The 15,751-nt window shown below is 33.5% G+C and carries 14 protein-coding genes; 1 reads left to right on the top strand and 13 read right to left on the bottom strand.

All coding sequences use genetic code 11. From position 1 onward, the window contains the following. Window positions 1-8: 8 nt before the first annotated feature. From AC6H33_RS03055 to AC6H33_RS03015, 9 genes are all read right to left on the bottom strand, one after another. Complete coding sequence (locus AC6H33_RS03055) at window positions 9-845, bottom strand: type II secretion system F family protein (protein ID WP_497605498.1); 837 nt, start codon at window positions 843-845, stop codon at window positions 9-11. Further along, window positions 842-1,777 (bottom strand): type II secretion system F family protein, encoded by a 936-nt coding sequence (locus tag AC6H33_RS03050; RefSeq protein ID WP_497605497.1) that lies wholly within the window; start codon window positions 1,775-1,777, stop codon window positions 842-844. The genes AC6H33_RS03055 and AC6H33_RS03050 overlap by 4 nt, the downstream gene beginning before the upstream one ends. After that, the gene (locus AC6H33_RS03045) at window positions 1,774-3,336 is read right to left on the bottom strand and encodes a TadA family conjugal transfer-associated ATPase (RefSeq protein ID WP_497605496.1); all 1,563 of its coding nucleotides are present in this window, start codon (window positions 3,334-3,336) and stop codon (window positions 1,774-1,776) included. The genes AC6H33_RS03050 and AC6H33_RS03045 overlap by 4 nt, the downstream gene beginning before the upstream one ends. Next, on the bottom strand, window positions 3,327-4,520 hold the full coding sequence (locus tag AC6H33_RS03040; RefSeq protein WP_497605495.1) for a CpaE/TadZ family protein: 1,194 nt from the start codon (window positions 4,518-4,520) through the stop codon (window positions 3,327-3,329). The genes AC6H33_RS03045 and AC6H33_RS03040 overlap by 10 nt, the downstream gene beginning before the upstream one ends. A 9-nt stretch (window positions 4,521-4,529) precedes the next feature. Continuing rightward, entirely contained in the window at window positions 4,530-6,182 is a 1,653-nt protein-coding gene (locus AC6H33_RS03035) for a hypothetical protein (protein WP_497605494.1), read from the bottom strand. Window positions 6,183-6,192: 10 nt separating this feature from the next. Further along, complete coding sequence (locus AC6H33_RS03030; RefSeq protein WP_497605493.1) at window positions 6,193-6,465, bottom strand: hypothetical protein; 273 nt, start codon at window positions 6,463-6,465, stop codon at window positions 6,193-6,195. Further along, on the bottom strand, window positions 6,462-6,830 hold the full coding sequence (locus AC6H33_RS03025) for a prepilin peptidase (RefSeq protein ID WP_497605492.1): 369 nt from the start codon (window positions 6,828-6,830) through the stop codon (window positions 6,462-6,464). Before AC6H33_RS03025 ends, AC6H33_RS03030 begins: the two co-directional genes overlap by 4 nt. A 273-nt stretch (window positions 6,831-7,103) precedes the next feature. Beyond that, window positions 7,104-7,949, bottom strand: a complete 846-nt coding sequence (locus tag AC6H33_RS03020) for a tetratricopeptide repeat protein (protein WP_497605491.1) — start codon at window positions 7,947-7,949, stop codon at window positions 7,104-7,106. Window positions 7,950-8,041: 92 nt separating this feature from the next. Continuing rightward, window positions 8,042-9,568, bottom strand: coding sequence for a carbon-nitrogen hydrolase family protein (locus AC6H33_RS03015; protein ID WP_497605490.1), 1,527 nt, complete (start codon window positions 9,566-9,568; stop codon window positions 8,042-8,044). A gap of 203 nt (window positions 9,569-9,771) precedes the next feature. Here AC6H33_RS03015 and AC6H33_RS03010 point away from each other — a divergent pair, with 203 nt between their 5' ends. Further along, the gene (locus tag AC6H33_RS03010; RefSeq protein ID WP_497605489.1) at window positions 9,772-10,521 is read left to right on the top strand and encodes a response regulator transcription factor; all 750 of its coding nucleotides are present in this window, start codon (window positions 9,772-9,774) and stop codon (window positions 10,519-10,521) included. Window positions 10,522-10,536: 15 nt separating this feature from the next. Here AC6H33_RS03010 and AC6H33_RS03005 read toward each other — a convergent pair whose 3' ends face one another. From AC6H33_RS03005 to AC6H33_RS02990, 4 genes are all read right to left on the bottom strand, one after another. After that, on the bottom strand, window positions 10,537-13,191 hold the full coding sequence (locus tag AC6H33_RS03005; protein ID WP_497605488.1) for a hybrid sensor histidine kinase/response regulator: 2,655 nt from the start codon (window positions 13,189-13,191) through the stop codon (window positions 10,537-10,539). A gap of 16 nt (window positions 13,192-13,207) precedes the next feature. Beyond that, window positions 13,208-14,008 carry a peptide deformylase gene (locus AC6H33_RS03000; protein WP_497605487.1) on the bottom strand — a complete coding sequence of 267 codons (801 nt, stop codon included), beginning with the start codon at window positions 14,006-14,008 and terminating at the stop codon, window positions 13,208-13,210. Between the two features lie 72 nt (window positions 14,009-14,080). After that, complete coding sequence (locus tag AC6H33_RS02995) at window positions 14,081-14,248, bottom strand: hypothetical protein (protein WP_497605486.1); 168 nt, start codon at window positions 14,246-14,248, stop codon at window positions 14,081-14,083. A 23-nt stretch (window positions 14,249-14,271) separates the two neighbouring features. Next, window positions 14,272-15,741, bottom strand: a complete 1,470-nt coding sequence (locus tag AC6H33_RS02990) for an NAD(P)/FAD-dependent oxidoreductase (RefSeq protein ID WP_497605485.1) — start codon at window positions 15,739-15,741, stop codon at window positions 14,272-14,274. Window positions 15,742-15,751: the final 10 nt, after the last annotated feature.

The following is a 15,751-nucleotide window of genomic DNA, read 5'->3' as shown; positions in this document are numbered from 1 at the left end:
ATCCTTTTTTAAACTATTTTTATAAGTTCGCCTGATGCAATAGCAAAGGCTATCATTGCAATAATTGCAGGTAAAATAAATATAAACATTGTAAATGTCAATGAAATATTAATCGTTGCTGCACTTTTTTCTATCTCTAGTGTTTGTGCCATTCTAATCTCTTGAGAAAGGTTTTCAAAGATTGTTTTAACCCCTATTCCAGTCTCTTCTGAGAGTTTCATATATCCCACAATCGTGCCTACTGACTCAGAGCCAGTTCTTTTTACTAAGTTGTTAAAAGCAGTTTCACTCCCATAAGAGATAAGCTCATACTTAAAACGTTTACTCTCCTCAAGCAAATCGTCCCCAATGACGTTCTTTGCCTGTATTGTAACTTCATCAATCGCATTATTTAAACCACCACCGCCTTCTAAGATAATAATCAAAAGATCAATAAAAACAGACAAATCATTCTCAATACGCTTTACTCTTGCTTTTATCTGCTCTAAAAGATATAAATAAGGCGTAAATAGAGCTATTAAGATAGAAAAAAAAGCTATTGCAATCTCGCTCATAAATGTCAATTTTAAAATAAATATAAGACTAAAGAGTGTAATACCACCAATAACACTAGCAAACACAACTTCATTAAACTGCTTTTTGGTTAAACCTGCCTGTAAAAGTTTGAGTTTAAAATCATTTACCCTTTTACTCTGGCTTTGAGAGATAAGACCTGAGTCATTCCCATAAAAAACACGTCTCATCCACGATGCTTGTAGGTGCCCAATATAGAGATACCACGCAGAGAAAAAGAGGAACGCAAAGAAAGAACTTATCATAGTTGTGATTGCTACAGTTTGCATCATTGCTTAATCCTTGTAAGCATTTTGTTGGCTATCAATCCAAGAAAAATCCATAAAAATATGCCCACTAACTGAAATCTTCCATACTCTGAATTCATATAATAATGGTTTAATTTCCCATCAAAATTTCCATCAAGAGCAAAATATAAGAAGACAGCAATACCCGCTACAACATAAGAACCAAAAGACCCTTCTCTTGTAACAACATCAACTTTTTCTTGCATACGTCTTCTAAAAATCAGTGTTTGTTCTACTTTTTCTAAAGTATTTGAAAATCTTCCTCCACTAGCACGGCCTATTTTTACTGCCAATGCAAAGATACGCAGTTCCTTTGAATCCACATATTTTGTAAGATTTTTAAACGCTTCCTCTTCTCCAATTGTATTTTTTTCTTTAAAAAAACTCTCAAATATCACCTTAAACATATGAGAGTTTGAAACAGCAATAGATCTGCTCATGGCCTGTTCAAACCCTACTCCTGTTTTCATCATCTTAACCAACACAGAAATAGCTATGGCAAAAGCTCTGTTAAACTCTTTTTTTCTACTAACAATTCTTGAGTTAAAAATCATATAAAAAATCAATATACCAAAAGGAACACCGATTAGGTATCCTGTCCAATGTTGCACAAAAAGGGCAAATAAGAAGCCAATAAAGGTAGTAAATAAAACAAACGTAACAATAAAATAATAAGCAGAAAGATTTAGTCCAGCTAAGAGCATAATTGCTTCTATTTTTGCAATCAAAGAGATTGTTTGCACTCTTTTTTTCACTCTAAGCAGGTCAACTTCTTCACTGCTACTTTGAGAAATCATATTTTTAATACGACTTATATGCTTCTCTTTTGTATACTCCAAAAAGAGACCAAATAGCAAAAATGTTCCGCTTATGCTTACAATAGCCAATAGAGTAAATTCAATAGTTAACTGATTCATTTTTGTAAATTTGGCCATCTTTCAATAATATTTTTTCCATCTATATATGAGTTTTGAATAATCTCAGATAGATAATTTTCCTTCCATCCGCACATGCGATCTGGATGAAAAGCTTTCAACTCTTCTAGCAACATATCTTTTGTAACAACAAAATCATTGTCAAAAATTCTTTTATCTAAAACAATTCCATTTTGCAACATCTTTGCTACGGCTCTTGTTGATGAAGATATCGCTCTAAACTTACCTGTAGAATCCATAGGGCTATCATTTGTGCTTAAGCGTTGAAATTCAAAAAGGTCAAGCATAGAGACAATTCCGCCATCTTCAACTCTTCTTTCTGGCTCAGAAATTTTTACAAGACGACGACGCCCATCAGGAAAACGAACAAGCTGTACAACTAAATCAACAGCAGAAATTATCTGTGTTCTGACAAAAGACATATTTGCGGTTGGTCTTGCCTCTAAAAACATATTTTCTATTCTTACTATTGCTTCTTTTGTATCATCTGCGTGAATTGTTGTCATAGAGCCAGGATGCCCTGTATTCATAGCATTTAACATAGTTACAATCTCTATACCTCTGCACTCGCCAACAACAATACGCCTAGGACTTGAACGCAGGGCAGTTTTTAAAAGCATATCAATTGTAATAGCTCCAGCACCCTCTTCATTTTCAGGTCGCGCTTCAAAGGCACGAATAGAGTGACAAGGTAACTGTGGCTTCATCTCCTTTGTATCCTCTATTGTTAAGAGTTGGTCACCCTCATCTATAAAACGCGTTATAGAATTTAAAAAGGTTGTTTTTCCGCTAGAAGTTCCGCCAGATACAACAATATTTAGCTTTCCTCGTATAGACATTAGCAGAAAATAGGCCATTTTCATATCTATCATCTGCGCATCTATAAGCGTTTCAAAAAGCAGAGGAATTTCACGAAATTTTCTAATAGTAATATATGAACCAGGTTTTGAATCTCTATCAAGATTTGCCGCAATAGGCGGAATTTGAACCTCTATACGAGAACCGTCATTAAGCTTGGCAGAAGCAATTGGATGTGCCTCGTCTATTTTTCTATTTGATTCGGACAACATTCTATTGATGATGTGACGTAACTCTTCTTCACTTCTAAAACGAAAAGGGGTTGTGATAGTTTGCCCCGCATAAATAACATCTACATAGTCTTTTGTATTGACTAAAATATCATTTAAATCAGCTCCCGCTATGCGAGTTACTGTCGAGATTGCACCATAATATAAAAGATTATCTATAATAAAATCAGCTATTTCATTTTTGAGCTGTAGTTTTGGCATAGCATACATTGAGATATGTTTAATAACAACTTCTCTAACCATTTTTTCTGTCAATTTAGTTTGAATATTTAATTTCTCTAAAAAATCATCATAAATTTTGTATGCTAAATTAAAATATTCATCATTTCTATAAAGCATTGGAAAACACAATTCACTGCACAAATGCTCATTTGTTTCTATTTTACTTTCGCTTTTGTACTCTTGAGTATCTTCAATTTTTTGATGGCGCTTTATTGTATCTTTTAGAGCCATTTCTTAAGCCTTTGCATAAAGCTTTTAGCATTATCAGTGCGAATTGGAACATGAGCTTCTGATTCAAGAAAAAATTTCTCTCCCATTTCATGAAGCTTTTTTACAAATTTAGAATCAGGATAAACATCATTAACCAAAGTAGCTTCATTCCAGCACTCTCTTAAATTCTTTGCATCATTTGGCAGTGAAAAATCTATTTTAAAGTTGTTTTTTAAGCCTTTTGAGAGTATTTTCTCTGCTTCATCTTCTGTAAGATTTCCATAAGAGTCAGAGCGATTAGCAATGATATGCGTTTTGTTATACCAGCCACTTTTGTCAATAATATCTATATATGTTTTAAGAATAGACATGGAAGGTATACTAAACTCTGCTACAACAAAAATATTGTCTGCGAGTTCTTGTATGTCAATTTCAAGCTCCACATCTTCAAACATCCCAACATCAATCAAAACAATGTCAAAGTAATTTTTTGCATTGTCAATTAGATTTAAAAATCTTTGTATATTTTCTACTTTATCAAAAAACTCCCTATCTGTATGTTTTTGAATTCCTGGAATAAAATAGAGATTGTTGCTGTATTTTTCTAAGCCATTTTCAAATAGTTCCTCTAGCTCATAACTTTGTACCATAGCTATATCTATAATAGTTTTCTGCGGTTTAACATGTTCAAAAAAGAGGTTTGATATAGCTTTTGTATAGGCAAAATCTAAAAAAAGTATGTTTTTCTCAGGATGATTTTGAGCAATATTTTTTGCCAGATTCATAACAATTGTCGTGGTTCCAACTCCTCCACTAATACCTGTAAAAACTGAAACGTTACTCTTTCCTTTACGTTTTTTAATAACAACCTTAGAGAGCGCAATAAGTTCCCTCATCTTCTCAATATTTGAATCTTCATAATTAACATACGAATCTACCCCTATTTTTCCAGCAAGTAGCGAATATTCTATATTGTTTTGGCCTATTACTATCATATAGATATTATTGCCAAAATGTATCTTTGAGAGATTTTGAATCTCTTGAACAGAGTTTACTCTGTACAAAAGAATAACATCACGATTTTTACTTGTTGCATAAAAGCTTATAAATGCTTCAATGGAGTCAAAATTCTTTACATCTGTAAAATCATTTTTGAGTTGAAGGTAACACTCTTTATCTACGGTTGATACATAAGATATAATCATCCCTGCTCCTTATTGTATTTTAATAATTTCTATAGTTTGTTGATTTAAATCAGACAAAGGATCAAGCTCAACTTTTTTTATATCAAGGATTAGTCCTCTTTTTAAAGAACTTGTAAAATCTTCGATGCTGTATGATGATGAAAAAAACGATGAGAATATATTAAAAAAGGTCTTCATCCAGTTCATGGGATTAAACACGCCTCCTGTTGACCAGTTAAACAGAGCATCAAATACCCCTTTGTTTCCAGCTGCACTTTGGCACCAAGATATCCACTGATTATCATTCCACATCTCATTAGAAATTGGGCTTTTAACAGATTGTGTTCCATCTTCAACAAAAGTTTTTGTCCAGCCAGGACTAAACATAGCAAATGATTTTTTTACTTTGCATGAGTTAATCATATCTCCATAAACAGAGCGGATTTTTAGCAATTCAAAACTTGCAAAATCATCCACTTGTGTTCCATCATTTGTAATAGCCATACTTATTGTCATTGGCTTATCAAACTCATATATTCTCTCCACAGGCGTTGCGACCGTACTCTTTTTGCTTGAACCAAAAAGCATGTTTTTCATAAAATCTACCATTGTTGTCATTGGCTTCAATATATTTTGCAAAAAGGTCAATTTTTGATTATCTGTGCCACCAACATCTTGCATATATGGCACATTATCAATTGTTCCTGTCATTGCTAAGAGTGCGTTTTCGGTGTCTGCCATAATTGTATTGACCTCTATTTTAGTACTTTTGCTTTGATTAAAAAATGGCATCCATGCATCCATTCCAAAACCACTCATCACTCTACACATAAATCCTTCATTGGAAAGATTAAGAAACATAAATTTACATTGTTCAGCGCTTGTCGTCTTCTTCGCCTCTGCATAATGCAATAGCGATGCAGGTTCATTTAACTTTGTTCCCGCTTCAATCTGTGTAGCAGGTTCTCCATCAAACTCTTTAACTATCCTTTGCTCTTTTTCAATTCCTGCAATGATATTGGCTAAATATCTCTCTCTTCTATCTTGTGCAGCAGCACTCCTATTTGTATACTCAACATCAGCGATTGCCTGAATTCCAAAAAAATCCATTCCAACTACTTTATCAAACATAAAATCAAATATAGAGGTAAAAAATCCAAAAAAACCACGATTTGTACTGCTACTTGAATCAGAAGGTGCAGGATCTTGATAATATTTTGGAGTTCTAAGAATATCTAATGGATAAAAACTTTGCTTTTCTGTGTTTTTAAAATCTGCTGCCAAACCAAAAGCAACTTCAAATTCATCTGTAGTACCGACAATCGGATTAGCCAACACCTCATCATTCAAAAGAAAAGGTTTTTGTCCCGAGCACCCCTCTTTTGGCAATGTAGCATCCAAGACACAAGCGGATGTAGATTCTGCAACTATACGCATTGTTCCTGTTTTTGAGATATTTGTATATTCAGATGCTCCATTGTTAGCATTGGAAAACTTACTCCAAAAATTATCTACTTTAAAATTATCTGTTTTTATAGTCACATCTCTTTCATACACACTATTTCCATATTTATCAGAAGAAGCTTCAGATTGCTCTGCAAATGTTGTCATAGTGTTAGTAGTAGCTCCTTGGAGCTGTGTTATCAAGAGAGTACCCAAAGCAATGAGTTTTAATTTATTCATTTTTTAGCCTTTATTCATCTATTTTATTTATAATCATAATGTTATGAATGTAGAGATTCACAGCATCATCAATTTCTGTATCAGTCCAATCTGGATTTGCTTTTTCAAGTTCATATCTTCTCTTCATGGCTGCTAACAAAAGCCTCTCCTGAAGATGCTGAAGGTTTTGAAGATTATTTATTTTATGCAAATTATCATTCTCTCCGCCCATAAAGAGTATGAACCAAAAAAGTGCAAATATTGCCAAAATCAATGGAACGATTGCAACAGAACCTCTTCTCATATATTTCCCACTATATAACTAGCAACCGCTGCCACACTCATAGCAGGAGCAAAACCAAAGCTCTCTTTTCTAAGAGCAAAAAGCAACAAAAGGTGAAAAACACCTGAGAACAATACAAACCAACCAATAGACGGTAGACCTAAAAATAGAGCACAAAAAGCCCCAAATCTCAAATCTCCTCCGCCAAAATTCATATTTAAAAAAATAGGAGCTACAAATATTATTAATACTATTGCAACTGCTATAAAATCATAAATAGTTAATGCATCAAAATAAAATTTCATAAGCAACAAAATAGTAATGGCAGGAGCCATGATTTTATCTGGTATAATGCCATTTACCGTATCTATATAAGAGATACTCAAAGCCACTAATATAAAAAAAACAAATATTATGCTGAACACCTTTTATGATAAAAAATTATATTGGAAAAACATTATAGTATATAATTTCCTTTTTTATAAAATTAATTAAATAAATTTTCATAATTTATTTAACCATGTGCTCCGTTTTTTCACATTTTTAAAAAAATTTACTAAAAATTGTTTTAATATTAAAAAAATTTATATATCAAAGATAATATTTAAAGACAAAGGAGATATTGTGTCGAATGTGAAGCGGGGTATATATTTATTATATCAAACTAAAAACTTCTGAAAATCTTCGCTCTCTTTTAAATTTTCAAACAGCTCTTCGCCATCAATCTCATTTTTTAAATTAGGAGATTTTTCTATCGCTGTCTCTAAGTCTTTGATTGCTTCACTCTTATTTCCAAGAACAGCATTTGCACAAGAGCGTTGCCAGTATGCGTATCCATACTCTGGGTCAATTTCTATCGCTTTATTACTAAGGTTTAGCGCCCATTCATACTCATCCATATCAAGAACTGCATCTGCTTTGTATGCGTAAACTTCGGCATCATTAGCGTTTACTTTTATTATTTCATCATAAATATCTATTCTTGATTGGGTATTTGTCTCAAGATTTGAACGCATCCAAAGAGAGTGAATATACTGGGTATTATAAATTTTATTTTGATTATCAAGTATTTTTTTGGATTGTAGTGTCATTGCATCTTGAATACTTTGCATCTGTGTGTTGTATTTTTGTGTGATTGTATTTAAACGCTCTTCTACCATTGTCTCAGTTTTGCTACGGATATCTCTAAGGGAGTTCCAACCAGCAAAAATTAGTATAGATGTTGCAGCGGCGATTAGATAAAAGACATTGGCGATTGTATCTGTCATATAGCGTGCCGCACGGTCTGTTTGTTCTACTTCAGTTCTTGAGATGCGTCTCTCCACTTCATTTTTAAGTTTCATATTTTCAACGCGCAAATCTTTTAATTCGTCTAAAATATATCTCTCAACTAGCGGCTTATTAAGCATCTGTTTTACTTCTGCTGAAGCATCTTGTGCTCCAGATAACATAGTAGTAAAGAAAAAGAGCATGATGATAGCAAGTAGTTTGAAAAAAATATTCATATATAGCCTTTATTATTAAAATTAACTTTCATTATAACAAAGGCGACTTCAATAGAATTTAAATATATCTACTTATTCGCTCGATTAAAATCTTACTTTTTCTTTAAATCAAATAGATCTTTTCTTCTATCTCTTAGATTTTTCACACTTCCAAATTGATTTAACTCTCTGAGTAAGTCTATATCAACATCAGCAATCAGTGTCATTTCGCTGTTTGCTATGGCTTCTGCTTTAATTCCGTTTGTAGGAAATGCAAAATCACATGGAGTAAATACTACTGATTGAGCAAATTGAATATCCATATTGTGGACATTAGGCAGATTCCCAACACTTCCAGCTATCGCTACATAGCACTCGTTCTCGATTGCTCTTGCTTGTGAGCAGTGTCTTACTCTTGAGTAACCGTTTTGAGTATCCGTTAAAAAAGGAACAAAAAGTATATCCATTCCATCATCAGCAAGAAGTCTGCTAAGCTCTGGAAACTCTGAGTCATAACAGATTAGAACTCCTATCTTTCCGCAGTCGGTATCAAAAGTCTCTATTTTAGTTCCGCCTTGCATTCCCCAAACTCTTACTTCATCTGGTGTAACATGGATTTTTTCATATCTCTCAACTGTTCCATCTCGTCTACATAAGTATCCAACATTGTAAAGATTTCCATCTCTAAGTTCAGGCATACTCCCTGTGATAATGTTAATATTGTATGAGATAGAAAACTCAGAAAATTTCTCAACTATGCTCTTTGTATGCTTTGCGAGTTCTCTAATAGCGGCTGCTTCTGAGAGATGGTTATTCTCAGCCATCAACGGAGCATTAAAAAACTCAGGAAATAGAGCAAAATCAGATCTATACCCAGAAACTGCATCTATAAAATACTCTGCTTGTTGAAGAAGCTCACCTAAGTTTTTATATGGTCGCATCTGCCACTGAATAAGACCCAAGCGAACAATCTTTTTCTTTGTTGCTGCCTTTTTATTTGGCTTCTCATAATATATGTTGTCCCATTCAAGCAAAACAGCAAACTCTCCAGATGCTGCGTCTCCCTCAAGATAGCCTTTTATTATCTTAGATGGATGAAAATCATTCGAAATCTGAAAATTTAATACAGGGTCATTAATCTCTTTTCTCTTTACTTTTTCTATATACTCTTTTGGTGACATTTCGTGAGAATATTTATAGTAATTTGGTATTCTTCCTCCAAACGCAATTCCTTTTAAGTTCAATCTTTCGCATAACTCTTTTCTATAGTCATACAAACGTCTCCCAAGTCTTAATCCACGAAACTTAGGTTTTACAAATACATCTATCCCATAAAGCATATCTCCGCTATCTGTGTGAGAATTAAAGGTATAGTTATGTGTCACTTCGATATAAGTATGTTTATCTGAGAATTCATCATAATTCACAATGATAGACAAAGCACAAGCTGCTATCTCGCCATCAACTTTAATAACAACTTGACCTTCTGAGAACTTCTCAATTAAGGCTCTAATTTGATGCTCTTTCCAGTATGATTCTGGCATAGCTTCATAAACAACAGCCATTATCTCTTTAAGCTCACCATAATCTTGCATTGTTAAAAATGCTAACTCTATATTTTCTACTTCTTGTGTGTTCATCTTATTCCAACTAATCATTTTAAATGCAAAATTATAGCTAACTAATAAAGATATGATAAAAAAACTAAATTCACGTGTAATATTGTAACAATATTATCACAATTATCACATTTGTTATTTTTAGATAAATAAAACTTATATTATTATGCTAAAATCTCGACATTATTTCATTATAAAACCATACTAGAAAATCAGAGAAAATCATGGAAAAACACACAATTATCATTGTTGAAGACGATGAAATCACTGCATTAAATCTAAAACTATCTTTACAAAAACACGGTTATAAAATTTTAGCAACTTGTGATAATGCTATCGATGCACTACAAAAAATTGAAATGCACAAACCTCATGTTGTTATCATTGACATATCACTTCAGGAAGGAAGTGACGGAATTACTTTAGGTAGAAAAATCAGACAAAACTATACGATTCCATTTATATATCTTACTTCTTATAGCGATGATGACATTATCTCAGAGGCTATAAAAACAGAGCCTTATGGCTATATAGTAAAACCTTTTGACCCATCTTCACTTCACGCTACTATTCAAATGGCAGTTTTTAAATTTGATATGGAGTGCAAAAGATTTGAGGAGATTAACGCTTCTAAAATTGATGAAAAAGGCGTTGAAAAGCTTCTTTACGAGAGAAGTGAACCAAACAAAGGAACTGTTCTCTTTGGTGCTTCTTACTCAATTGATATAGCAAAAAATGAGATTTGCTACAATGCTCAAAAATTAAAACTTACAAAAAAAGAGAATGCTATTCTTCGTCTTCTTGTTGCAAAATTAGGAAGCGTTATTAACTTCAATCAAGCAATTACTTATGTATGGAAAGAAAATGGAGCAACGGAAAACAGCATAAGAACGCTTGTTTGGAGACTAAGAAGTAAACTCCCGACAGACATTATAAAAAATGCTTCAGGAATCGGTTACTATATAGAAAAATAGAGAGTTAAATATATTTTATACAATTTTTATCTCAAGAAGTCTATTTTTTATCTTTTCAAATACTTCTTCATAGCTATACTCGCTATCTCTTTTTTTAGCCATTTTTTCAAGTTCCGCACTATCATCTTGAACATCTTCTAGTCTAAAATTACCACTTGAGCCTTTTATGCTGTGCGCAATAAGTGCTATTTTTGAATAGTCTCTTACTAATATAGCTTCTTCGAGTTCTGGTATCTGTTTTGACATTTTCTTTATAAACAGATTAGCAAGCATTAATAGTTCGCTATCACTTAACATCAACTCTTGAGTAAGTTTATATGAGTCTAGCCCTTTTATGTTGCTGTTTTGAACTACTGTTTTTTTATTTGAAGTAACTACTTTTGAAGATCTTAGATAGTTTGAAAAAACTCTCTCTAACTCTTTTATAACTATTGGCTTGCCTAAAAATGAGTCAAATCCGCTCATCAATCCTCTCTCTTTTACGCCTTTGATAACATTTGCTGTTAGTGCAGAGATTGGTGTATGTCTTAAATCGTTCTCTTGCTCATATGCCAAAATTGCGCTAATAGCCTCATTACCATCCATAATTGGCATCTGCTCATCCATCAAAATCAAATCATATCTGTTTGCTTTATAAAGATTTACCGCTTCTAATCCATTTGCTGCAAGGTCATAAGTTAATCCATATTTTGTAACTAAAATCTTGATGAGTTCTTGATTTGCTTCATTGTCTTCTGCTATTAAGATATGCCCTTTAAAACTTTTTTCTTTTTTTTGTTTTTGCAAAGGAGTCTCATCTGGATGCATTAACTCTTCAAAGGCTGTTTTTATTTTTGAGCAGTAAAGAGGGAAGCATATCGTTGATATATGAGGGGACATTTCATAAATATCACTTGGTCTACTTGTAAGTGCGATGTACTTTTTGTCTGAGTTAATGATTTTTTCTTTAAAATCATCATCAACATCTTCTTCTAAAAATATAACTATTTCATCCTCGCTCTTGATGCTATCTACAACCTCTATCTCCATATCAAAAATATTGGCATATTGAAAAAATGAGTCTGCTCTATAATCGTGGTTTTTATCTTTTACATAAAAAACCTTTTTAAATCTTTTTATATCTTCTAAATCGTTAAAAATATGGCAAGAGTTATCATGAATCTCTACTGGAAGTTGAACCCAAAATGTACTCCCTTGCCCAAGTTCAGAGATTACATGCACACTTCCGCCCATGTGCTCAGATAGTTGGTTGCAGATAGAAAGACCAAGTCCAGTTCCAACCATATGCTCAACTTCTGCACCGCCTGCTTGTGTAAAAGCAGTGAAGATATTTGAAATATCTCCTTTTGCTATTCCTATTCCATTATCGCGAACACTTACTTTTAGGGTTCTGTTATTACAAGTTGCCTCCACATGTATGTGTCCGCCAGCTCTTGTAAACTTAATAGCATTACTTAAAAAATTTGATAATATCTGCTTGATTCTAAGAGAATCTGCATAGAGCTCTTTTGGTATTGAAGGGTCTAAAAATGATGTAATTGTTATCTCTTTTAAATTAGCAGAGGCTACAAAAAGTTCCAATGTATGGCTTATCTCGTTATGAATTGAGAAAATCCTCGGCTCAATTGTAAACTCGCCACTTCTTAGTTTTGAGAAGTCTAAAATATCGTTAATAATACTTAATAAATTTTCTCCGCTATTTAAAATAATTTCTAGATACTTTCTATGTTGTTTTGAGAGGTCTTGATCTATCAAAAGATTTACAAATCCTAAAATTGCATTTAGCGGAGTTCTAATCTCATGCGACATATTTGATAAAAAATACTCTTTTGCTTGTGAAGCCTTTTGCGCTTCAAGTCTTGCATCTATAAGCGTTGTAACATCATTTGCGATAGAGATATATTCTGTCGTATTGTCATAAGGGTCCATTATTTTAACAATGGTTACATCAACATAAAAATAGTCTCCATTTTTTTTGTTATTTTTAATTGTACCTCTAAAAATACCAAGATTTTCTAGCTGAAACCATAAATCTTTAAAGTAATCTTCAGGCATATCTTGATGTTTTACGATGCTATGATAGCTTCCTATCAACTCATCTGCGCTGTATCCGCTTATCTTTACATATTTATCATTTACGTAAGTAATCTTTCCATTTTTATCAGTTTTTGAGATAATAGCACTCTCATCAAGGGCTTTTTGATACTCGCTGAGAAGTTTTACATGTCTATCTATCTCTTGTTCTTTTTGATAAATAGTATCTGTGTAGTATCTCAAAATACCTTGAAAATTTTGATCAAACATAAAAGATATCTCTTCAAAAATATTTTTTGAATTAAGATTTGCATCATATGTAAAATCAATCATTGAGCGGCGAAAATGGCTACAAATATCAAAAAGTTCTTCAGCTTTTATCTCTTTGCCTTTTAAGTAGATAAGAAACTCCCTCATAATAGGGCAATCCCCTATATTTACTACACCCGCTACTACACCCATAAAGTAGTCAAAAACGCCACTAGCGTAATCATCTACAAACTTTTTTGTATCTATGTCGTGTAGAGTAAGAATTCTCTGTGGAGAGTCGTAAGAGACCCATTGCTTTAAAATAATATCTTTTGAAGCTCTTAAAATATCTAAGTTATTTACTAAATTTGGTATCTTCTTTTTCATAAACTTTTAAATTTCCCTACATAATAAAATATGATATAAATAATATCGCAAATGATCTTGTCCATAATATGCCGATGGTTCCTAGTATATCACCTATCTGGCAATTTGTGCAAGAGCTGTATTGTTTAGATTCGTACTGCGCATAAAAAAAGTATGATATACCAAGCAAAACAGTAACTAGTATTAAATAAACTTGGTAGATAAACATTGATTCACTTTGTGAGATGAAAAACGAGGCGCCAAGAAGAACCGCCATTGAAATGATTACATAGTCTGTTGCTTTAGCTATATACTCTCTTTTATAAACAACTGGGCACGCTCCAACAAGCGCTGCCCCAGCTCCAAACTCTAACTTTGATTCAAAAAGTTTTCTCTCTTCTTTATCTAGTTTATGTATAAAACTAGAGCCATAAGTGTAATCTATCTTTCTTTGAAGTAAAACAGCCAACTCACCATCCGCTTTTATATGTTGATCATTTAGCTCTATATCTTCATACATAACACTAATTGAGTTTGCTCGTTTAACTCGTGCACTTAAATCTTGGAAATATGCGGTTTTTTCCTCATTTATCTGTTCTCCGCTCCTTGAAACAACAAGCGGATTTAACAACTCTAAAAAACTTCCATCTTTTTGTTTGATTACAATAATGCTATATGGAGAGCCTATTTGGTAAGCACTCAAAGCCTCTATAGAATTTGCTTCTATCGTATCTTTTAAGTTTTGTATAATTGTTAATATCTCTTCATTTACAGCGCGAACAGGTGCAGCTGATGATGAGCTTGTTTGCTCTGGGTATTTACTAATATTTTTTACCATCTTATACCTTGATTTCTAGGAAGATTATTTGTGGTTAAGACCTCAGATTGAGGTCTTAAGTAGAAGTATTGGCTAGTGGCTTTTGCTAACTACAATTATCATTTTGATATTTATTGCAACAAATCTTATAAATTGCCAAATAATACATGTTCTTAGTTTTTTAGCTGTTGAGCCAGGAACCATTGAGTTAAAATTTTGACCCTCTTGTTCAAATACTTTTTCGCTTTCTTTTACTGCCATAATATTTTCCTTTGTTTTATTTTTTATTCTGGAATCAGAGTCCAACCAAACTTAAGTTTAGCTTTCCAAATAAAGAGATGGTGAAGGATATGTTTAATCCAGTGACCAGCAAGACCTATCTCACCAAACGTATAATCCGTATCACGTCCAGTTCCTGGATACTTATCAAAGTCTGGGACAACTGGATATACAGTCATAGCAGCAGCAGTACCATCAGCAAAGCCCTTACCTGTTGAAGCTACACAAGCCGCGCCCATATGTGCCATTGAAGCGTGATGCAGAGGAGCGTTTTCACCTTTAGTGATTAAATCACAAATAGAGTGAGCTACTGCTTTTCCTATGATACCTGATGGCATACCTGTACGTGGAGGAGTAGGCGTAATTGGTGTCCCATTTGGAGTTACTCTTGGCTTAGATATAGGGTGTGGCGGTGCAAATGCGATACCAGCAGCAAATAAATTGCCATATTTTGGGTTTTGGTAAGTAGATGGCCAGTCAGATGCTTTCCAGTTTGCATAATCACCAGCAGCATAGTTTGCATCAACTTTCATAAAGCCATTTGGAGCAAATACTGTATCAGTTATGTCTGAACCATCTTTAGAGTAAGCTTTAATTCCTACACCAGCAAATGGTGGGATAAGCATCGCAAAGTCAAATGATTCTTCGCCATAACTGCCATCAAGAAGCTCGTAATGAACTTTTTTAGATTCAACTCTGTTTACGTGCGCACCAATTATCCATTTTACATTTCTCTCAGTAAATAGAGACTCTGTAAATATTCTAGAATTTACAACATAACCCATTGCTGACATATGAAGAGAACCCATACCGAAGTCACCTAATGCAGCCTCATTAGATATCCATTGTAAATCTGCCATATCACGAACACCAGCTTTGTTTAGCTCATGTTCAATATTAAAGATATACTCAAATGCAGCACCTTGACATGTACACATACCATGACCAGTACCGATTAGGAACTTTTGACGCTCACCTTTTTTCATCTTCTCGATACACTTAAAAAGCTCATGTGAAGCGTGAACTGCATGATCTGCCGTACAAACTGACACTGTGTGCTCACCGAGTTGCGAACCTTCTCCAAGACCAGGAGTTGCACCAAAGTTAAGTTTTGGTCCAGTTGCATTTACAAGATAATCATACTCGATATTTTCTGTAACGCCTTCTTTACCAGCTTCTGTATACTCAATACTAACGAAAGGCTTAGCACTTGACTCAGATCCCTCTGGATTAATAGAAACTGCTTTTGCTTGTTTATAATTAATACCAGCTTTTGCATATACAGGAGCTAAATCAAATGTAACATTCTCTTTTGTCATTTGACCAACACCTACCCAAATATTTGACGGAATCCAATTCCATTTAGCATTTGGAGTCACCACTACAACCTCGTGACCTGAACCTAACCATTTTGCAGCAAATGTCGCAGTAGTATGACCTGAGACACCTCCACCAAGAACAACTAATCTAGCCATTAAACATCCT

It is taken from the genome of Sulfurimonas limnophila, assembly GCF_059705345.1.
The sequence above is the reverse complement of the archived record's forward strand: the minus strand, read 5'-3'. Positions and strand labels throughout refer to the sequence as shown.